The sequence below is a fragment of the Microcoleus sp. Pol11C3 genome, assembly GCF_036701485.1.
Lineage (GTDB): Bacteria > Cyanobacteriota > Cyanobacteriia > Cyanobacteriales > Microcoleaceae > Microcoleus.
The window spans coordinates 1-19274 of the sequence record NZ_JAUBQW010000123.1 but is presented as its reverse complement, the minus strand read 5'-3'; the positions used below and the strand labels follow the sequence as shown (position 1 = coordinate 19274).

The following is a 19274-nucleotide window of genomic DNA, read 5'->3' as shown; positions in this document are numbered from 1 at the left end:
TGCTTAAGCTTCGGTGCGCCTACCTTAACGGATCAATATCCGTTTGATGCTCAAAAGCGCAAAACCGGGATGCTCCCATTTAGCCCGGCTACATCGTAAGACTCTTTGTTATTGTAAATGTGAGGAAATGCTCAAGCATTCTATTAAGTTATTAATACATTACTTGAAGTTTGACGATATTCCCATTCCTGGGGCATTCATACCTTGATTCAGCAACGCCAAGCACGCAGAATCTTCTGTTTCGATCGACTCATCTGCCAATTCTCAGTCTCTGGGGACGATCGGTCTACGGACTATGTGTCACATATCTCAAAAGTTTGATCGCCCGAAATTCCCCATCCCGACTGAAGACGGAGGCCTCGCAGAGGTACAATAGGACGATCGCATTCCCCAACTCCCACCGTGATAGAGCGCTACACTTTGCCCGAAATGGGCAACATCTGGACTGAAACCGCCAAGCTTAAAAGCTGGCTGCAAGTAGAAATCGCTGTCTGCGAAGCTCAAGCCGAACTCGGCTACATCCCCGCCGCCGCAGTCGAAGAAATCAAAGCTAAGGCTAATTTTGACCCCAAACGAGTCCTCGAAATTGAAGCCGAAGTCCGCCACGACATGATCGCCTTCTTGACAAATGTCAACGAATATGTAGGCGATGCCGGCCGCTACATTCACCTCGGCTTAACCAGTTCCGATGTGCTCGATACCGCTTTGGCGCTGCAATTAGTCGCTAGCGTCAATATCTTGTTAGAACGTGTCGAAGAATTGAGTCAAGCTATTCGCTATCAGGCTCAACAACATCGCAATACCGTGATGGTTGGCCGATCGCACGGAATTCACGCCGAACCCATCACCTTTGGCTTTAAACTAGCAGGATGGCTGGCAGAAGTCTTTCGCAACCGCGCCCGATTAGTGAATTTGCGATCGTCCATTGCAGTCGGCAAAATCTCCGGCGCAGTCGGAACCTATGCTAATATCGATCCGCGAATAGAAGCCATTGCCTGTCAAAACCTCGGACTCGAACCCGATTGTGCATCCACTCAAGTCATTTCGCGCGATCGACACGCCGAATACGTCCAAACCTTAGCACTCTTAGCAGCATCGATCGAGCGTTTTGCAGTAGAAATCCGCAACCTGCAACGCACCGACGTACTCGAAGTCGAAGAATTCTTTTCCAAAGGGCAAAAAGGCTCATCCGCCATGCCCCACAAACGCAACCCGATTCGATCGGAAAGACTCACAGGGATGGCGAGAATTGTCCGCGCCAACGCCGTCGCAGCCTTAGAAAATGTGGCACTTTGGCACGAACGAGACATCTCTCACAGTTCCGTAGAACGGATGATTTTGCCCGACAGTTCTACAGTAACTCACTTCATGTTAGTAGAAACCACAGACTTAGTAAAACACCTGCTAGTCTATCCCGAAAATATGAAGCGAAACATGAATCTTTACGGCGGAGTCATCTTCAGCCAGCGCGTGATGTTAGCCTTAGTAGAAAAAGGCACAAGTCGCGAAGACGCCTATAAAATTGTGCAATCGTGTGCTCACGAAGCTTGGAATAAAGCTGAAGGCAATTTCTACAATTTAATTGCTAAGGACGATCGAGTAACAGCTAAGATGACGACCAAAGAAATTGATGATTGTTTCGATCCGCAGTATCAATTGAGGCACTTAGATTTAGTGTATCAGCGCTTGGGAATTTAAAAATCTTTTGAATTTCCGACTTTGGATCTGGATAGTGTAGGTTGGGTTGAGGAACGAAACCCAACTCTTCTAACTAAAATAAGGTGTTGGGCTCTAGCGTTGCGTAGGGTTCGCTTACACTCAACCCAACCTACCCAACTCAATAAGACTAAAATAAAGCGATCGGTGATATGGTGCTTTGGGATGAGAATTTTAATAACTGGCTTTGAGCCAAATGATGATGGTTTGAATGCCTCAGAGTTGGTTGTGGTGTCGTTACGCGACAATCCTACTCAGGAGATCCGTCAGTACGTTGATTGCATTGACTTCAAGATTCTGCCTGGTAATACCAACACCCTCGGACACGTAGTTGATGAAACTCTCAAAGCATTTTTACCCGATATTTGTATTGGGATCGGTCAGGCGCGGGGTTACAACAAAATAGCTATTGAGCGAATGGCAAAGAATTTAAGATATTTTGTGACTTTGGATGCAGCAGGAAACGCACCCAAGGGAAAGCCGATTGTCCCCAATGCTCCTATTGCCTATTGGGATTGTCTAGCAGATCCCGAAGATTTGGTTTCCCTGTTAGAAAGCCACAACATTCCAACTAGGATTTCAAATGATTGTGGAACTCATCTATGCAATCAAGTTTTTTATCACTTTCTTCATTGGAAGGAGATTCATAATTCTGATATGAAGGTTGGTTTTATTCACATTCCAGCATTGCCGGAGCAAGTAATTAAATACTGGTCAGAGTCACCATTTATGCCAATAGAAATGACCCGTAAAGCTCTGTCCCTAATTATTAGTAGGCAAATTCAGTCTGTCGATCCAAGTCTATACGTGGGTTAATAAAGCCCATGCACGCCGACCGCCGAAAGTTTTTTTGTCTAGTAGCAATTTCAATAGCCGAACCCGGACTTGGTATTACCAATCCTCATGCGGTAAGGACATAAATTGCATCTTTGCCAAGACAGGATCTAGTTTAGAAGACTCTTCAGAATAGACTTGATTCAGTTTGCTCAAAATTCGAGATCGGTTGTGTGGCCGCAGATACGCCTGCAATGCTTTTGTATAAAGCTCACTGCGCGATAACCCTAACTGACTAGCCAAAGCCTCGGCTTCTTCAAAAACTCAATCTGGAAGTGAAATTGCAGTTTTCATAGCTCCCCTTGCTGTCACGGTTACTACATAATATTGGTTATAGCATAGAACAACCACCTCAATCTACTTTTTAACACTCACAATCCCAACAGCTATGAAATTTAATCGTTTTGGAAAATACTTAATCGCATTTATGCTAGTGTTGCTATGTGCGATCGGTCTGCACCATATAACATTTGTCCGCGCCCAGGAGCCGCCACAAGTGCAAATTACCCAACCAGAACCAAACCCAGTATTACCTGAAAGTATTTTCATGAGTCAACTTCCGCGTTCGGCGCGACTGGTTGACATCCGCACCGTAAATCCCAATATTCGCCTGGATATCCGATACGCCACTACTAACAATTTCTTGAAACGAAAACTTTACCCTATATCGAAATGCGCTTTGAGAAGTTCTGTTGCTCAACAGTTAGGGCTAGTTCAAACAGATTTGGAAAAAATCGGATTGGGTTTGAAAGTTTACGATTGCTACAGGCCTTTCTCAGTGACTAAGCAAATGTGGGAAGTTTGGCCAGATCCGCGCTATGTTGCTAATCCTGCTAGAGGTTCGCGGCACAATCGCGGTGCTGCTATTGATTTGACTTTAGTCGATCGCACCGGCAAAGAATTGGAAATGCCAACACCTTACGATGATTTTACCGAAAAAGCTCACGGAGATTATCAAGGGGGCAGCGCGGAATCTCGGAAAAATCGTCAAGTGCTTAAGGATGCGATGAAAAAACACGGATTTATCGGTATCACAACCGAATGGTGGCACTTTGATTCGGAAGATTGGCAGAAATTTGCGATTCTTGATATCTCGCTTTCCGAGATTCCTTAATTATACTATTTATTAAAAGCCGCAGAGCCAGGTAGAACACGGCAGTGCGGTGTCCCTACAGATGTCAGGAAAATTATCGCAATTCAACCGAAAATTCGTATTCGTATCCTCGGAAATTAGAGTCTAATTGTAATGTGTAATTGCCTGTTACTGGTATATTTCCACTCCACTCTGTTTCATGGCCTTGATAAGGATCTCCGGCTAAAAGTTTGCCACGAGGAGTTATAATTTGCGGGAAAACTTCTTGCCGATTCTTAACAGTCATTGTTTGACCTTTTCGGGCGCGAATCCGGTAAGAGTGGCTGCCGCCGCCGATAATTCGACCTTTGACAATTGCTTCATCTCCTCCCGGCAGGAAATTAATCGGCTGGTTGACGTTAGAACAACTGCTTTCGGTGCGTTTTTTCGCAACCCAACCGGGAACAGGCTCGGTAATTCGCAGCCAACCGTTTTGTTCTTCGGCAACAGAAACAAAGGTATTATTTTTAAGTTTTCCTACTATTTGGCTGCCGCTTACTTGCGGGAGCGATCGCACATTTAGCGGTGGATTCGGATCGCTGACTACAGCCATACTGATTTTGCAACCCGAATTTGGCGGTGTGACAACTACTGGCTCAACTTTTCGCCCAGAGACTCCTGCAACTAGCGAGGATTGAACAGCCGGGGTTTTTGCCGGTTGGGGTGTGGATTTCGGAGATTCTAAAGCCGGGGTTTGTGCTTGCAGAGATTTTGGTTGCCGAGATTCAGGGTTGTTCGTCGGCCCTGCAATCTGGTTTCTGGTGGATGCCGACGATTCTGCAAGGGGAGGATTGGATTGTTTCATCGCACCCGACTGTATAGTCGCAACAGCTACTCCCACCGCTGTTGCAACTCCTGCTAAGCTTACTGTGATGATTTGAGCCTTCGTAAATGACATAAAAAACCCTCTCTGTATCTATACTAATAATTTTTGTTTGGGAGTTGGGGCGATCGCCAGTTAATTTATAGTGGAAATACCTAGTGCGAGCCACAGGGTCAGAATTTTTCTATAAAATTTTACATGGATAATTGCCGCAATAATTTGAGTGAATATATACTGGACGCCTATACTGATGGTAATCTTGCTCTGGGTTATTTGCGCGCAAATTTGCGAAAGTAAGCGTTCAGCGCGAGGTACATAAAATGTCAAAATTGATTCCTCTGAGATTACAACCGCCTCGCGATCGATTGTTGGAGGAGGTGAAGCAGGAAGTCCAAGCAGGCCTCGCGCAGTCTTTGCACGCCGCTGTGCTGGCTAACCTCAGCCAAGACTCGCAGCCTGTTGGTGTTAACCGCTGTTGGGATGTGGAAGTGAAAGCGGGCAACCGTCCGAGTTTTCGGCTTCCTCCCAAAGCAAGCATTGCTAAAGTGTTCGATCGCGCCGGCGGCAAATTGGTAATTTTGGGAGCGACGGGTGCAGGCAAAACTACGACGCTGCTAGAATTAGCTCGGGTGTTAGTTTCCCGCGCCCAAAAAGATGCTAGTTTGCCCGTACCAGTGCTGTTTGAACTCGGCTCATGGAAAGCCGAATCTGGGGCGATCGCAGATTGGTTAATTGCTCAACTTCAGTTCAAATACCGCATCTCTCCTGCTGTCGGCAAAAAATGGCTAGCCGAACAAAAATTGCTGCCTCTCCTCGACGGCTTGGACGAAGTGGAAACCGATCGCCAAAATAGCTGTATTCAAGCAATCAATCAGTTTGTGGAAAGCGAATTTAAACCCAAACATTTAGTAGCTTGCAGCAGTTTTGAAGCTTACAAAAACTGCGATACAAGATTTCGCCTGCAAGCAGCGGTTTTATTGAAACCTTTAACAGAAACTCAAATTCAAAATTATTTGCTAGAAGCCAGAAGCCGCGAACTTTGGTACAGCATTGAGCACGAGCCGGAGTTGTTGAAATTGGCAAAAGTTCCCTTGCTTTTGAGCATGATGGCTTTGGCTTACGACGATATTTTAATTGAAGCTTGGAAGCGCATAACTTCCGCAGAAGAACAGCGCAAATATCTGTTAACTGCCTATATTCGCCACCAAATGACCGGAAAAGTCAAGCAATATCCCAGAGGTAAGGAACTGCGGCCGGAACAAATTCGCCACTGGCTGGGGTGGTTGGCCAGAAGAATGGAACAGCAAGGAATTCAAGAATTTTACCTCGATCGCATACCGTCTAGCTGGCTGCAAACAGACGAGCAACGGCGCAAGTATCAGTTTGGAGTTAAGCTGGTTGGCGGGCTGATTTGGGTGATTTTAGGATTAATTGCCACCCTAGTCTCCGGGTCGATCTGGGGATTAATTGCGGGTGCTGTTGCTGCGGTAATTAGTGCTTTGTTGCCGGGAATTCCGGGGATTGAAAGGTTTATATTGCACCTCGTGCTGTGGTCGAAGGGCTACATTCCTTGGGATTACAGGGGTTTTCTCGATGCTGCGAGCGATCGCCTGTTGCTGCAAAAAAATGGCGATCGGCGTTATCGATTTATTCACGATTTACTGCAAAAACATTTTTCAGAAATCTAAATGCCGGAACTAGACAAAAAAAATATAATGGATGTAACTGTGAAGGAGATTCCAATATTCGACAAACAAAAGGAAACTCAATGACTGTAAAATTTATTCTGAGCGAATACGTTGACAAAGCAATGGCTGAGGCTATGTATGACAAACTTGAAGATCATAGCTTTGTTGGGAAAATTCCTGTTTGCAAGGGAGTCATCGCCTTTGGTTCAACTTTAAAAGAGTGTCAAAATGAGTTGCGCTCAACTTTGGAAGACTGGATTTTGCTAGGGTTGAAATTGCGACATCGAATGCCCGTCATTGACAATATTGATTTAAATCAGGAGCCTAGCCTTGAGCCGTTGGACACCTTGTAAGCGTCGAGAGTTTATCCAGAAATTACAACAGCTAGGCTTTTCGGGCCCTTTTTCTGGAAGTAAGCACCAGTTTATGATTTATCAGGAGGATCGCTTAACGATTCCCTCTAATGATGAGTATTCTGTCCCTCAGCTACGGATGATGATTCGAGAGGCCGAGGAGATCATAGAAAGGGAAATTACTCTGGAACAATGGAATAGCTTGTGAACTAACACACTCTCATCCCAAAAAACCTTATGGTATTTTTGCCATCTGAAATAGCTGTTCAGCAGTAAATTCTAATCCATCAAAAAGTGGATCTGTTAATAGGGTATCTCCCATATAAGTTTGCGGTGCTGCATCGGGGTAAAAAACTGTAATGCTTCTCGCCTTGCTATCTACTACCCAAACCCGCAATACCTGAGCATCTAAATAATTTCTTGCTTTAGCAGCTAACTGACCGAAAGTTTGTTCTGGTGAAATAATTTCTATGACTAATTCTGGGACTACAGGACAGGCTTCATCTTGATTCCAATCAGGAGATAAGCGTTCGTAAGAAACATATAAAAGGTCTGGTACTGGCACCCAGTCTCGCCCTAGTCTGGTTAATTTGACAGCCCATTCTACACCAATTTCTCCCTGTTCCTCACCCCACTGTTCGAGGATTTTTATTAGGCTTCTGGTGAGGCGAGAATGAAATTTTTTAGGTGACATCTTCGGTACTGCTTGCTCGTCAATAAGTTCGTAGGTAATATCGCCTTCTCCTTCGGGAAGAGCGAAAAACTCTTCCAGAGTTAGTTGAGTTTTTGTCTGGAGCATCATATTCCTCTGCTGTGGGCAGGCAAGTTAGTATTATTTTAACTTAAATATTCATTGACATAATACAAATGTTATGATAGAGATTGGGAAAATCTCAGGTTTTAACTGTCAAATTTGCGATCGCCTCCTCATCCACACCCCCAAAAGGTTAATATTCTAGTCTGACCCTCCTGCAATCATTGCTTAACCTCCTATGGCAGAAACCTTATTGTTCAACGCCCTCCGTGAGGCGTTAGACGAAGAAATGGCCCGCGACTCCGCCGTATTCGTACTCGGCGAAGACGTAGGTCAATACGGCGGTTCCTATAAAGTCACCAAAGACCTCTACAACAAATACGGCGAACTTAGAGTGCTCGACACCCCGATCGCCGAAAATAGCTTTACAGGTATGGCAGTAGGCGCAGCAATGACGGGACTGCGACCGGTCATCGAAGGCATGAACATGGGCTTTTTGCTGCTGGCCTTCAACCAAATTTCCAACAACGCCGGAATGCTGCGCTACACATCCGGCGGCAACTTCAAAATGCCAATGGTAATTCGCGGGCCAGGCGGCGTGGGCCGGCAACTCGGCGCGGAACACTCCCAGCGCCTAGAAGCATATTTCCAAGCAGTACCGGGTTTGAAAATAGTCGCCTGTTCGACTCCCTACAACGCCAAAGGACTCTTAAAATCAGCCATCCGCGACGACAACCCCGTTCTGTTTTTCGAGCACGTCCTTCTTTACAACCTCAAAGAAAATTTGCCAGAAACAGAATATTTAGTGCCCCTGGACAAAGCAGAAATTGTGCGATCGGGCAAAGATGTCACTATCCTGACTTATTCCCGGATGCGGCACCACGTCATGCAAGCCGTGCCCGCACTGGTAAAAGAAGGTTACGATCCAGAAGTGATCGACCTAATTTCTCTCAAACCCCTTGACATGGAGACAATTGGTGCATCCATTCGCAAAACTCACAAAGTAATTATTGTGGAGGAGTGCATGAAAACAGGAGGCATCGGTGCCGAACTAATTGCCTCAATCAGCGATCGATTTTTTGACGAACTCGACGCACCAGTTTTGCGCCTGTCTTCACAAGATATTCCCACACCATACAACGGTAATTTGGAAAGACTGACCATTGTCCAGCCCAACCAAATTGTCGAAGCAGTCCAAAAAATGGTAGCTTTGCGAGTATAAATAGTGATTAGTCAGTAGTCATTGGTGGACTGTTGACTGTTGACTGATGACTGTTGACTGATGACCGCTGACTGATGACTGTTGACTAAAATCAGCCAACCGCCAACTGCCAACTGACAACTGACAACTGACAACTGACCAATGACTAATAATTAAATATGCAAAAACAACGTTCAATATTAGCCCTAATTTTTGTTTTAATCATCGCCGCTATTACTGTAATAGTAACAATTCCGACGCGGCTGGGATTAGACTTGCAAGGAGGATCGCAACTCACAATTCAGGTAAAAACTACCCCCACAATTCCCAAAATTGACAAGGGAATGTTAGAAGCAGTGCGGCGGATTGTCGAAAACCGGGTTAACGGTTTGGGCGTTTCCGAAGCATTAGTGCAAACAGTAGGAGAAGACCAAATTCTCGTGCAGTTGCCCGGAGTAAATGACCCGCAGCAAGCAGAACGAGTTTTGGGCGGCACGGCAAAGCTAGAATTTCAGGAACAACTGCCCGGAACAGAAACACAATTAGCCATTGAAAGGCAGTTGCAGCAGGAATTGCTGGTCAAACAAACAGAATTGAAAACTAGCCCGAATGAGGCAGCAATTAAAGAAAATCAGGCTGCTTTGAAAAGAAGCAATGAGGCGATCGCCAAACTGTTCAAAAGCACCGGACTCGGTGGGGAAAACCTCAAAGACGCTCAACCTCAACCCTTGGCGGCTGGGAAGAACTGGAACGTTGCTCTCCGTTTCGATACCAAAGGAGGCGAACTCTTTGCCCAACTAACGAAAAATTTAGCCGGCACCGGACGCAGTATCGGTATTTTCCTAGACGAAAGAATGATCAGTTCTCCAGTCGTCGGCGTTGAATTTGCCCAGACAGGAATTACTGGTGGGAGTGCCGTAATTCAAGGCAACTTTACAACGCAAGAAGCCAACGATTTGGCAGTGCAATTGCGGGGCGGCGCTTTGCCGGTGCCGGTCGAAATTGTAGAAAACCGCACGATCGGCGCTAGCTTAGGTAAAGACAGCATTCAAAGCAGTATTAACGCAGGTATCGGCGGCTTAATTCTCGTCTTGATTTTCATGATTGCCTACTATCGACTCCCTGGCGTAATTGCCAATATTGCTCTGTTAATTTATGCTCTGTTAACTTGGGCCGGTTTCGTGCTTTTGGGAGTGACATTAACGCTGCCGGGAATTGCTGGTTTTGTGCTCAGCATCGGAATGGCTGTGGATGCTAACGTGCTGATTTTTGAGCGCACGCGGGAAGAGTTGCGGGCGGGAAAGACGCTTTATCGATCGGTCGAATCTGGTTTTTACCGCGCTTTTTCCAGCATTTTAGACGGCAACGTCACAACGCTAATTGCTTGTGCTGCTTTGTTCTGGTTGGGCGCTGGTTTAGTTAAAGGGTTTGCTGTAACGCTGGCATTGGGCGTGGTAGTGAGTATGTTTACTGCTATTACTTGTAGCCGCACTCTAATGTTGGTAGTGTTGGGCTTTCCAGCCCTGCGGAAACCTCAGTGGTTCTGTCCTGGTTTGTCGAAAACTGCTAATAGTTAACTGTTGACGGTTGACTGTTGACTGTTGACGGTTGACTGTTTTTTAACTGACTTCTTCCTTCTTCCTTCCATCCATTACATCTCGTACATTGCTCGTTGCCGAACTTCCCTCTTCCTTCAAATTATGAAATTCAGTGTAATCAAACAGCGATCGATCTGGTGGACTATGTCCGCCGTTATTATACTCGCAGGTATAGTGTCGATGGCGATTTCTTGGACTCGTCCCGACATCCGCGCACCGCTGCGCCCAAGTTTAGATTTTATCGGCGGCACTCGCCTGCAATTTGAACTCGACTGCACGAAACCGGAAAATTGTAAACCGATCGATCTTGCTGCTGTCCGCGAAGTCTTGGACGCCCAAGGTTTGGCAGGCAGCAGCATTCAAGTTATCGGCAAAGAACAGCGCGGTTTGTCGCTACGCACGAAAACTTTGGATGTCGAACAACGTACTAAGTTGCAAACAGCATTAAACGATAAAATAGGCGCTTTTTCCCCGAAATCTACTCAAATTGATACGGTTGGGCCTACCCTCGGTAAACAATTATTTACTTCGGGATTGTTGGCTATATTTCTTTCCTTTGCTGGCATTACTATTTATCTGACATTCCGGTTTCAGTTAGATTATGCCTTTTTTGCTTTTGTAGCTCTGTTTCACGACGTGTTCATTACTGTTGGTATTTTCTCAATTTTAGGTTTAGTTCAAGGTGTGGAAGTTGACAGTTTATTTGTAGTGGCAATCTTGACAATCATCGGTTTTTCTGTTAACGATACAGTGGTAATTTACGATCGCGTGCGCGAAGTAATCAAGCTAAATCCGGGACAGTCGATCGATCAAATTGTCGATGATGCGGTCATGCAGACGCTGGGAAGGTCAATTAACACGACGATGACAACGCTGCTGACATTGTCTTCAATCTTTTTGTTTGGCGGCGAAACCCTCAAATACTTTGCTTTAGCATTGATTGTCGGCTTTATTGCGGGTGCGTATTCGAGTATTTTCATTGCCAGCACGCTGCTAGCTTGGTGGCGCAGTCGCACGGGCCACTCCATCGCTGTCCATGCAGAAGGAATCAACTCGTCAGAGGAAGTTTAGTTGACTGTTAACTGTTGACTGTTGACTTTTGACTTTTGACTGACTAATAACTAATGAGTAATGACTAATAACTAATGACTAATGAAGGCGACGCAATTTTTCAAAGTGAAGTGGAAAGGCTTCACAAACTAACAGTTTATGGCCGCTGGTTAACTGTGATATTGCTCTGGATTAGCGTCGGTTCTTTGAGCATTTGGGGTTTGCGCCGCGAAATCGCTTTGTGGTTAGAAAACTTCACTTGGGCGGCGGTGCGCTACGGTTTATCTTTTCATCGCTGGCCGACTCTCGGTTTGGGTTTGTGCTTGGGAATGACTTTAGCAGTGCTAACTTGGCAAAGTCGCAATATAGTGCGAGGATTGCCCCTGCGAGAAAAACAGGGTTTGGAACAACAAGTGCGTCGCATTCGCCAACAGGGGCCGAGTCATCCTTTGTGGAAGTGGGTTTGCAAAGGTTCGCAGTAGCCGATGGGCTTTATTCTTTAGTCTCAAGCGAGAGGAACGAAAGTTTGACAATAAGCGGTTTCAACGGCCGAGTCCCTAACTTTTATTCCTTCTTCCTTCTTCCTTCTTCCTTCTGCTGTATCACGCAAAGCGAGGCAAAATCTGTGCTGGGGGAGACTGTTGAAGTGGAATCTCGATCGCAAATTCTGTTCCTTTTCCCGGTTCAGAAAAGCACTTCAATTCGCCGCCGTGTTGGTTGACAACAATTTCATAGCTAATCGAGAGTCCCAAACCGGTTCCTTGGCCGACCGGCTTAGTAGTAAAGAAAGGGTCAAACAACCGCTTCCGAACATCTTCTGTCATCCCCGGGCCGTTGTCAGAAATCTTAATTCGTACCTTTTTTGTCTCAATTAACTCCGTGCGAATCCGAATCGCAGGAATTAGGCGGGTAGAGTTAGAAGGTGATGATTGACTATTTGTACAAGGCTGCTTTTGCTCGCATGACGACTTTTTATGGCTTTTTTTATCGGCATTTTGGTGTTGGTTCGACTCAACAAGAGCGTAAATGGCATTAACTAAAATATTCATAAATACCTGATTAAGCTGTCCGGGGTAGCACTGCACCAGGGGCAAGTCGCTGTATTCTTTGTGAATTGCGATCGCCTCCTGGCCTGGTTTCCCTTTAAGCTGGCTTTGCAAAAGCATAATCGTGTTGTTGATACCGTCGTGAATGTTGACCTGCTTCATTTGAGCTTCGTCTAACCTGCAAAAATTCCGCAGCGACAAAACGATGTCGCGCACTCTTTCTGCACCTTGCTGCATAGAATTTAAGACTTTCGGCAAATCTTCTAGCAAATAATCGAGTTCGATTTTTTCTGCTTCCGCTTCAATTGCTGCGATGGGCTCGGGACAGTGCTGTCGGTAGATGTCGAGCATCCGCCTTAAAGCTTGCGTGTACTCTTTAGCGTGGTGCAAATTGCTATAAATAAAGCCGATCGGATTGTTAATTTCGTGAGCAACTCCTGCTACTAACTGCCCCAAAGAAGACATTTTCTCTGTTTGAATTAGTTGAGTTTGAGTGCGCTGAAGTTCCAGCAAGGCAAGTTCGAGCTGTTGGGCTTGATGTCTCAATTGCGCTTGCGACTCCCGCATCGCCACTGTTGACAACTCGTGAATTTGCAACTGAGAAAGCAGCAGTTGGTGTACGTCTAAAAGTTTGTAAGTTTCCGGTTCTACTTGTACTACAATTGGTTCGTGGATGAGTTCGGGCGATCGCTCCAAAGACTGCCGCACTGCCGTCATAATTGAGGTTTCGCGATCGAGAACCAACATATCAGTTTTAGTAAAGCGGTAGAGTATGAACAAAGGCTGTTGAGAAAATAACTCCAAGCTGTAGGGGCGGCTCATGTGTTCAAAATAACGCCGCCGCGAAATCATCCCTGTAAACTTTCCTTGCTGAGTGATGATGATCCCGGGAAGTAAAGGGTTTGCCTGAAAAAGTTTAGCAACTTCGTCCCCCGGACACTCAGACTCTAGGAGATAGTCGTAGAGGGTTAATTCCTGTAGAGTCGATCCCAAACCAAGCGGCGATTTCAGGGGACTCAACCCGTCATTTTCATACACTGCTCCCTCCTTTGGTAATTGGCAGTAGCGGTTGGATGCTGGAGTCTTGGGTACTATTTGGACTGCATTTTCTACTCTTTTTATAGCTGAAAAATAAACTCTAATCTGCTCGCTCGAATTGAGTTAATTTAGCACAATTTTTTTCCTTAAATAGTTCTGCTGTCACCCGAAATCAGCTTGCCGGTTAGATTAGTGTAACAGCAGACAACCCTTTGACACCTGACTATGTAGTAAATTTTATCTTTCCAAGATTCTACTAATCCAAATATAGCAGTCATAACTATTTTTAATGTTTGATGACATTAATTTGCTTGCGATTGATAGACATCTGCGACCTGTGGCAGTACGTTTCGTATTACCCCTTGCGTAAAATTATATTATAATAAGACAACAATAACGACAAATTAGAAGCCGATCGCCCACTTTGAGAATTCAGACCAAATCGGTTGCGGGGAATTGCCAATAAATCTCAATTGTCAGTTTTTTCGCACAAAGGCCGATCGCACTCAACCGAGGATTGTATTGTAGGTAGTCTCCGAGCTAGGGACAGCCGATTGCGAGCCATTTGTCAAGTTCGGCAGCTTATACTTTAGCCGCATCGACACTCCAAAGCTTCACCGACGAAATTTTTCCCGGTCGATGCTAAAGTTGTGCGATCGCAACTAAAACTCACATTCCACACATCCGCTTAATGCGCCTTAAAAGTTTCCACAAAAGTACCGTCGGGCCACGAACTTGAGATTCAAACTCTGTCGCTGGCAAATCCGACACGGAGAATAAAGAGGAAGCAGAAAGAAATAATTCTATTTTACCCGAATTTTCCCCAACTTCAACTTCAATTTGAGGAAGTTGGTTTGGTTACGATAATATTTCGATCATTATTATTTCTCCTCCCCCTTGATTTTAGGCAATTCTCATTAGAAACTCTAAGATGTTGATTTGAGGAACCTTGGGGGGTCTGATTTTGTTGGGCGATCGCACTGAGCTAGATTGAACTGATATTTGAGGAAAGTAAGCGACGGTTTTCATGTGCGGTTTCCCGAACGAGAGGTGGTAACTCTATACACGGCCCGACGATCGTACTTTCAGTACAATGCCAGTATTTCAACCTGTACACCTGTTAAGTCTGAGTCTCTGAGAGTGTGAATCTCCTCTCATCCTTTGGCTGTCTGGATTGGAGGTTTTTGAAGGGTGAGGCAGTGCGAGGCCCATAAGCACACAGTTAACCAAGCGGCACAAGGAAAGTCGGCAGCTAACGCCCACGGAGGAAGGATTTTAGCCTCTCGCTGTCAATGATCAAGAGAGAAAAGCGCGACAGCGCCAGCAGCAATATCACCCAAAAGAATGATTTATCGACAAAAAGTTGCGTGTTATAATTCTCAATAATTATATACAAAAATACTTTTACCTAAAAGGAGAACAAAAAATGGACACACCTACAGAGCGACTACAAGAACCAGTTGGGACAAGAGAACTCGAATCAATACCTGTATCGGAAAAAGTTTCTGCAGACAAAGTTAGTCAGGTTAATTTTGAAACGACTCCTTTAGAAACACCAGCTTATACTCAGCAAAAAGTTAGCGTCGAGGAGGTAAAAATTAACGGCGACGATTTGGTGGCTAAAGTTAAAGAACTGATTCACGAAGGAAATATCCGCCGCATCATTATCAAAAATGAAGAGGGACGGATTTTGGTAGAAGTTCCTCTGACTGTGGGAGTAGTCGGTGGAGTCATCGGTGCGGCCTTGTTTCCAGTCATTGCAGCAGTAGGAGCGATCGGTGCATTAGTCGCTCACATGACCATTATCATTGAAAGAACAGAATAACAGAAACTCAGTTGTTAGTAATGTTCCTGTCCGGTTAATATCCCGTAATCAAGCTTGTTGGGTTGGTAGTGAGTACCACCATCCTCTCTGGATGGAGGAGAAAAAAGTTGCGTTTATTACTAAAAACTTAATTGTGGTTATCTAACCGGACTTAAACAAATTTCAAGCACAAACTGGCTTTATAAATAGATGGCTAGTAACTGTTACTACTTCCTTCTCTTTTTTGCCCATTTCTCAGATGTATTGCCTTCCCACTCCGGCAGTAAAGTGGCCACATTTAAGAGTGCCATGAATCCTCTATGAGGAGGCTAAATCCTCGACTAATCTTGCTTTGGTGACACTCATTCAATACCTCGATCCGACGTTTATTCTTTTCACTGAATGACCAAGGCTTGGGCCAAATTGATCAAAGCAGGGGGGGCAGCGCGGCGGGGGCTGTCTCTTTCATTACTAATCTTTTAAGCTTATATGCTTGCTCTGCAAGTCTTATAAATAACTCATTTAGCCGGTATTCTTTGTTGAAGTCCGGCTAATTCTATTCCTTTGGGGACTTGGGCAATCACTCTGGGGGTAGAGCCTGGTTAATACCTTAACCAGTTAGATTGGATACAAATGAAGGAAAAACCAAAAGTTCTCTAAACTCCCTAAGCAGAAAGCGGTTAAGCATTTAAACTGGGTATGAGCCAAACGCCCACGTTTACACCTGAATCTTGAAAGTGAGTTGAAATAAGTGATTTAAATGCTCAACCGCTTAGCTCAAGTTTTCAAACCAGAGCATCTCCTACAGACAAATATTGTGTGAATAGTTGTGGCGAAGATAATTATGAAACCTAACGAAGAAAATAGCTCTAGCCGTGAAATTCATCAAGAAGTTCACACAGATGCAACTAACGGTCACGTCAGTACAACCCGAACCACTACAAGTGTTCCGAGTACAACGGGGAAGGCTTCTAAAGAAGCAGCTCATCACCAAGGTTATGTCCAGGGTGAAATGGCGGAAAACCACCGCCAAGCTGGAGTCCAAGAAGTCCGCGATAATGAGAATGCTGGTCGCGGGTTACTGTTAGGGATTCTTCTGGCTTCTTTGGCAGGCTTAGTTCTGGGCAGTGTATATTACTTCAATCGGAGTCAGGAGGCTCCTACTCCTACTCCTGCTCCTGTGATTGTTGTACCGAAAGCGAATCAGCCTTCAGCAACACCGGCTCCGACTCGGACTATAGAGAGAGAAAAAACGATCATTCAAAAGATTGTTCCGGTTCCGGTTCAACCATCTCCCGTTCAAAAGGCTACGCCTGCTCCTCAACCAAGTCCAGCTCAAAAGGCTGCTCCGTCTCCTAAAGCAAATCCGGCTCCGAATATCAATATCACAATTCCAAATTCACAGCAGCAAGATGCACCTGCTCAGCAAGCAGCGCCGTCTCCATCTTCGCCGTCAAGTAATACCAATACTACGGTTCCGAATTCGCAGGATGAGCCAGCTTCCACTCCGCCAACTCCAGCACCTGAGAGTTCAGCTACTCCATCTCCAACTCCAGATGATGGCGCTTCTGGAGCAGGTACCAGCGGCCAAACTAATACCCAAAGCCAGACCGATTCTAATCCTACGGGTACGGCTGTACCTGATAGCAACTCCGGCGCAGAGGGTGCGACTGGTTCACAGAAATAGAAGTTAGATGTCGAATTAGCCCCGCTGGGGTTCAAACCCCAGACTCATAGCTAAAGTCCTTTCAAGAGGACTTTTTTTTATAGTTTAAATGGATATTTCTTCAATCATAGGCTGTCGGGCATCTTGCGTTGTATTTTTCGCGCGGGCTACGAGATCCCACCCTGTCAAGGTGTCTGCTGAGCCTGGTCTGGAAGTCCTGTGTGCACGGCAGTCACCGATAGTGTATTCGGAAGAACAGAAGGTAGGCTGGGAATAGGATAAGCGAGGAAAAAGTTGATGCTAGAAGCAATATTTGACAGATTTGTCCAAAAAACTCCCATCACCATGATGGTGCGAGGTCTAATGGAGCGTATATTGAACCATGAGCACATGGATAGCATTTTTGATAAAAACGCTCAAACCCAATACACACGGGAGTTATTGTTCTCGAGTCTGGTAGATATGATGAGTTTGGTGGTTTGTGGCATTTATCCTTCCGTCAATGCTGCGTATCGACATAAAGCTACTGAACTTAAGGTGAGTCGCACGGCTGTTTATAACAAACTCAATGGCATGGAACTGGCAGTCAGCGCATCACTGTTAAGAGAAACATCACTCGAAATGGCAACTTTAATGGAACTGATTGGAGGTGTTCCAACTCCCATATTATCAGGTTAGCCAATCAGAATCCTTGATGGTAATTGCTTGGCACCTACTGACCATCGCTTGAAAGTTCTGAGACCATGTGCTGCTGCTGCGCTACCAGGAAAGTCCCTAGTTGTACTTGACCCTGATTTAAGATTAGCAATTAATATATTCCCATGCCTTGATGGTTATACTAGCGAACGCGCATTGTTTGAGCAGGTGTTACAGACTGTTAAAAGCGGTGAATTATGGATTGCCGATCGCAATATGTGTACTCAAGGATTTTTGTTTGGCTTGGAGCAGGCGTCGGCTCACTTTTTGGTACGAGAACACAAAACCTTACCCCAGTCCTTCGTGACGGCATTGCAGGAAGTTGGTGAAGTCGAGACAGGGACTGTTTTTGAACAAACAATTAGTCTCACTTTATAGGGGAGAATCTTTAAAAAAAGTAAGACGAGTAGTCCTGCATCTTCATAAACCTACTCGTGACAACGAGTCAGAAATTCCTATTCTTACTAGCCTACCTTCGGATGTGATCGGTGCAGTTAAAGTGGCCCAGTATAGAAAACGCTGGAATATTGAAACGATGTTTCAAGTTATAGAGAAGAATTTTGCGGGGGAAATTCCCAGCTTAGGTTATCCCCAAGCTGCTTTATTCTGTTTTTCTTTAGCTCTGGTTGCCTACAATATTTTAGCTGTAATCGGCAGAACTCTCGGCAGCGTACATGGTGTAGGAAAAATCGAGACCAGCCTTTCTGAATTCTACTTAGTTGCTGAAATTCAGGGGACTTATCAAGGCATGATGATTGCGATAGACCCTGTATATTGGAGGAGTTTTGGGTTATTATCACTCCCCCAATTCGCCCTTTTATTGGCAGACTTAGCCCGACGGGTTAATTTGAAGTCTTTCCTTAAACAATCTCGTTCTCCCAAAAAGAAAAAACCGGATTTGCTCGTAGACCCACAGCATCGTCATGTATAGTCATTTCAAATAAATGTGAGACAGAGGTAAGATCATGATAAAACCGATAAAAATAGTTAATTAGAAAAAAATGGCTTACAGTCTAGACTTAAGACAAAAAATAGTCAATTATGTGGAAAATGGAGGGAGTATAACGAAAGCTGCCGCCATATTTAAGGTAGGAAGAGCAACAATTTATAGATGCAACCGGTAGGGAAGACCTACGACTAACTCAGGTCAACCACCGTCAACGAAAGCTAGATTGGGAAGCCCTCAAAAAAGATGTTGAAAAAAATCCGCTCAGCAAGATTAGTAGAAAGAGCAAGAACTTTCAGGCGTCAGACCGAGTGCTATCTGCTATGCCTTAAAAAAACTGAAGATTACAAAAAAAAAAACTTCGCTATCAATAAAGAAATCGAGAAGAAAGAATGAAATACTACAGGAATCTGAGAGAATTAATTAAACTTTATGGCAGTAAAAGCATTGTATTCATTGATGAATCAGGATTTGAGTAATTTGAAGGTTGTGTTTGTGCCCTTTCAAACAGAGGAAAAAAAGTCTATGGTGAAAGACCAGGAAAACGCGGAAAAAGAGAAAATTTAGTAGCAGCATGAAGAAAAGGAAAGAAGGACTTAATTGCACCAATGCTCTTTATGGGTAGTTTGAATGCAGAAGGATTCGAAGGATGGTTATCTTTATATTTGTTGCCAGATTTAACAAGTCCATCTATAACAATCCTAAATCATTATCAAGACTATGATACAATTATATGCAATACTTGATTGTGACAATAAAAAAGGAATAACTTACAACTGCCACAAAAAGATATGGAAAAAGAAATGGCTTTGTTAGAATCTTTCATTAAAATCGATATCGATGCCAGAGAAATAAAACGAGCAATAGCTGTAAAAATGGCGCTTTCAGGTAAAATTTACCATGAAATTAGCCAGATGTTAGGTGTAAGT

At 44.7% G+C, this 19274-nt stretch carries 17 protein-coding genes and 2 pseudogenes; 16 read left to right on the top strand and 3 right to left on the bottom strand.

Annotated elements, in window-relative coordinates:
• Window positions 1-76: 76 nt before the first annotated feature.
• The 4 genes and pseudogenes from QUA40_RS29110 to QUA40_RS22405 all read left to right on the top strand — a co-directional run.
• Window positions 77-208 (top strand): annotated as a pseudogene (locus QUA40_RS29110) (IS1 family transposase); the annotation flags it as partial.
• A 194-nt stretch (window positions 209-402) separates the two neighbouring features.
• Window positions 403-1698 carry an adenylosuccinate lyase gene (purB, locus tag QUA40_RS22415; protein ID WP_333129917.1) on the top strand — a complete coding sequence of 432 codons (1296 nt, stop codon included), beginning with the start codon at window positions 403-405 and terminating at the stop codon, window positions 1696-1698.
• Between the two features lie 183 nt (window positions 1699-1881).
• Entirely contained in the window at window positions 1882-2532 is a 651-nt protein-coding gene (locus tag QUA40_RS22410) for a pyroglutamyl-peptidase I (protein WP_333129915.1), read from the top strand.
• A 406-nt stretch (window positions 2533-2938) separates the two neighbouring features.
• On the top strand, window positions 2939-3664 hold the full coding sequence (locus QUA40_RS22405; RefSeq protein WP_333129913.1) for a M15 family metallopeptidase: 726 nt from the start codon (window positions 2939-2941) through the stop codon (window positions 3662-3664).
• Between the two features lie 73 nt (window positions 3665-3737).
• Here the strand turns inward: QUA40_RS22405 and QUA40_RS22400 are convergent, their stop codons facing one another.
• Complete coding sequence (locus QUA40_RS22400; RefSeq protein ID WP_333129912.1) at window positions 3738-4580, bottom strand: SH3 domain-containing protein; 843 nt, start codon at window positions 4578-4580, stop codon at window positions 3738-3740.
• A 245-nt stretch (window positions 4581-4825) separates the two neighbouring features.
• Between QUA40_RS22400 and QUA40_RS22395 the strand changes: the two genes are divergently transcribed.
• Together QUA40_RS22395 and QUA40_RS22390 are read left to right on the top strand one after the other, a co-directional pair.
• Window positions 4826-6193, top strand: a complete 1368-nt coding sequence (locus QUA40_RS22395) for an NACHT domain-containing protein (protein ID WP_333129910.1) — start codon at window positions 4826-4828, stop codon at window positions 6191-6193.
• Window positions 6194-6273: 80 nt separating this feature from the next.
• Entirely contained in the window at window positions 6274-6546 is a 273-nt protein-coding gene (locus QUA40_RS22390) for a type II toxin-antitoxin system HicB family antitoxin (protein WP_333129908.1), read from the top strand.
• A 235-nt stretch (window positions 6547-6781) separates the two neighbouring features.
• Here the strand turns inward: QUA40_RS22390 and QUA40_RS22385 are convergent, their stop codons facing one another.
• Window positions 6782-7345 (bottom strand): Uma2 family endonuclease, encoded by a 564-nt coding sequence (locus tag QUA40_RS22385; protein ID WP_333129919.1) that lies wholly within the window; start codon window positions 7343-7345, stop codon window positions 6782-6784.
• Window positions 7346-7538: 193 nt separating this feature from the next.
• Here QUA40_RS22385 and QUA40_RS22380 point away from each other — a divergent pair, with 193 nt between their 5' ends.
• From QUA40_RS22380 to QUA40_RS22365, 4 genes are all read left to right on the top strand, one after another.
• Complete coding sequence (locus tag QUA40_RS22380) at window positions 7539-8522, top strand: alpha-ketoacid dehydrogenase subunit beta (protein WP_333129905.1); 984 nt, start codon at window positions 7539-7541, stop codon at window positions 8520-8522.
• 158 nt (window positions 8523-8680) lie between these two features.
• Window positions 8681-10078: a protein translocase subunit SecD gene (secD, locus tag QUA40_RS22375; RefSeq protein WP_333129903.1), complete on the top strand. Its 1398-nt coding sequence runs from the start codon at window positions 8681-8683 to the stop codon at window positions 10076-10078.
• A 123-nt stretch (window positions 10079-10201) separates the two neighbouring features.
• A complete protein-coding gene (secF, locus tag QUA40_RS22370; RefSeq protein WP_333129901.1) occupies window positions 10202-11170 on the top strand; it encodes a protein translocase subunit SecF in 969 nt (322 codons plus the stop codon).
• A gap of 74 nt (window positions 11171-11244) precedes the next feature.
• Window positions 11245-11631, top strand: a complete 387-nt coding sequence (locus tag QUA40_RS22365) for a hypothetical protein (RefSeq protein WP_333129898.1) — start codon at window positions 11245-11247, stop codon at window positions 11629-11631.
• 120 nt (window positions 11632-11751) lie between these two features.
• On the opposite strand, the gene QUA40_RS22360 is transcribed toward QUA40_RS22365, so the two are convergent.
• Window positions 11752-13233: an ATP-binding protein gene (locus QUA40_RS22360; protein WP_333129896.1), complete on the bottom strand. Its 1482-nt coding sequence runs from the start codon at window positions 13231-13233 to the stop codon at window positions 11752-11754.
• Window positions 13234-14659: 1426 nt separating this feature from the next.
• Here QUA40_RS22360 and QUA40_RS22355 point away from each other — a divergent pair.
• The 6 genes and pseudogenes from QUA40_RS22355 to QUA40_RS22330 all read left to right on the top strand — a co-directional run.
• A complete protein-coding gene (locus QUA40_RS22355; RefSeq protein WP_333129895.1) occupies window positions 14660-15058 on the top strand; it encodes a DUF4342 domain-containing protein in 399 nt (132 codons plus the stop codon).
• Window positions 15059-15881: 823 nt separating this feature from the next.
• Window positions 15882-16724, top strand: a complete 843-nt coding sequence (locus QUA40_RS22350) for a hypothetical protein (protein ID WP_333129893.1) — start codon at window positions 15882-15884, stop codon at window positions 16722-16724.
• Between the two features lie 276 nt (window positions 16725-17000).
• Window positions 17001-17381 (top strand): hypothetical protein, encoded by a 381-nt coding sequence (locus QUA40_RS22345; protein ID WP_333129891.1) that lies wholly within the window; start codon window positions 17001-17003, stop codon window positions 17379-17381.
• Between the two features lie 48 nt (window positions 17382-17429).
• Window positions 17430-17777, top strand: coding sequence for a hypothetical protein (locus QUA40_RS22340; protein WP_333129888.1), 348 nt, complete (start codon window positions 17430-17432; stop codon window positions 17775-17777).
• Window positions 17749-18330 carry a hypothetical protein gene (locus QUA40_RS22335; RefSeq protein ID WP_333129886.1) on the top strand — a complete coding sequence of 194 codons (582 nt, stop codon included), beginning with the start codon at window positions 17749-17751 and terminating at the stop codon, window positions 18328-18330. Before QUA40_RS22340 ends, QUA40_RS22335 begins: the two co-directional genes overlap by 29 nt.
• Window positions 18331-18400: 70 nt before the next feature.
• Window positions 18401-19055 (top strand): annotated as a pseudogene (locus QUA40_RS22330) (IS630 transposase-related protein); the annotation flags it as partial.
• Window positions 19056-19274 lie beyond the last annotated feature (219 nt).

Bases quoted from the DNA above. Each gene is read 5' to 3' on its own strand.
- QUA40_RS22410 (WP_333129915.1), top strand. From the start codon at position 1,882: ATGAGAATTTTAATAACTGGCTTTGAGCCAAATGATGATGGTTTGAAT.
- QUA40_RS22405 (WP_333129913.1), top strand. From the start codon at position 2,939: ATGAAATTTAATCGTTTTGGAAAATACTTAATCGCATTTATGCTAGTG.
- QUA40_RS22400 (WP_333129912.1), bottom strand. From the start codon at position 4,580: ATGTCATTTACGAAGGCTCAAATCATCACAGTAAGCTTAGCAGGAGTT.
- QUA40_RS22395 (WP_333129910.1), top strand. From the start codon at position 4,826: ATGTCAAAATTGATTCCTCTGAGATTACAACCGCCTCGCGATCGATTG.
- QUA40_RS22390 (WP_333129908.1), top strand. From the start codon at position 6,274: ATGACTGTAAAATTTATTCTGAGCGAATACGTTGACAAAGCAATGGCT.
- QUA40_RS22385 (WP_333129919.1), bottom strand. From the start codon at position 7,345: ATGCTCCAGACAAAAACTCAACTAACTCTGGAAGAGTTTTTCGCTCTT.
- QUA40_RS22380 (WP_333129905.1), top strand. From the start codon at position 7,539: ATGGCAGAAACCTTATTGTTCAACGCCCTCCGTGAGGCGTTAGACGAA.
- secD (WP_333129903.1), top strand. From the start codon at position 8,681: ATGCAAAAACAACGTTCAATATTAGCCCTAATTTTTGTTTTAATCATC.
- secF (WP_333129901.1), top strand. From the start codon at position 10,202: ATGAAATTCAGTGTAATCAAACAGCGATCGATCTGGTGGACTATGTCC.
- QUA40_RS22365 (WP_333129898.1), top strand. From the start codon at position 11,245: ATGACTAATGAAGGCGACGCAATTTTTCAAAGTGAAGTGGAAAGGCTT.
- QUA40_RS22355 (WP_333129895.1), top strand. From the start codon at position 14,660: ATGGACACACCTACAGAGCGACTACAAGAACCAGTTGGGACAAGAGAA.
- QUA40_RS22350 (WP_333129893.1), top strand. From the start codon at position 15,882: ATGAAACCTAACGAAGAAAATAGCTCTAGCCGTGAAATTCATCAAGAA.
- QUA40_RS22345 (WP_333129891.1), top strand. From the start codon at position 17,001: ATGCTAGAAGCAATATTTGACAGATTTGTCCAAAAAACTCCCATCACC.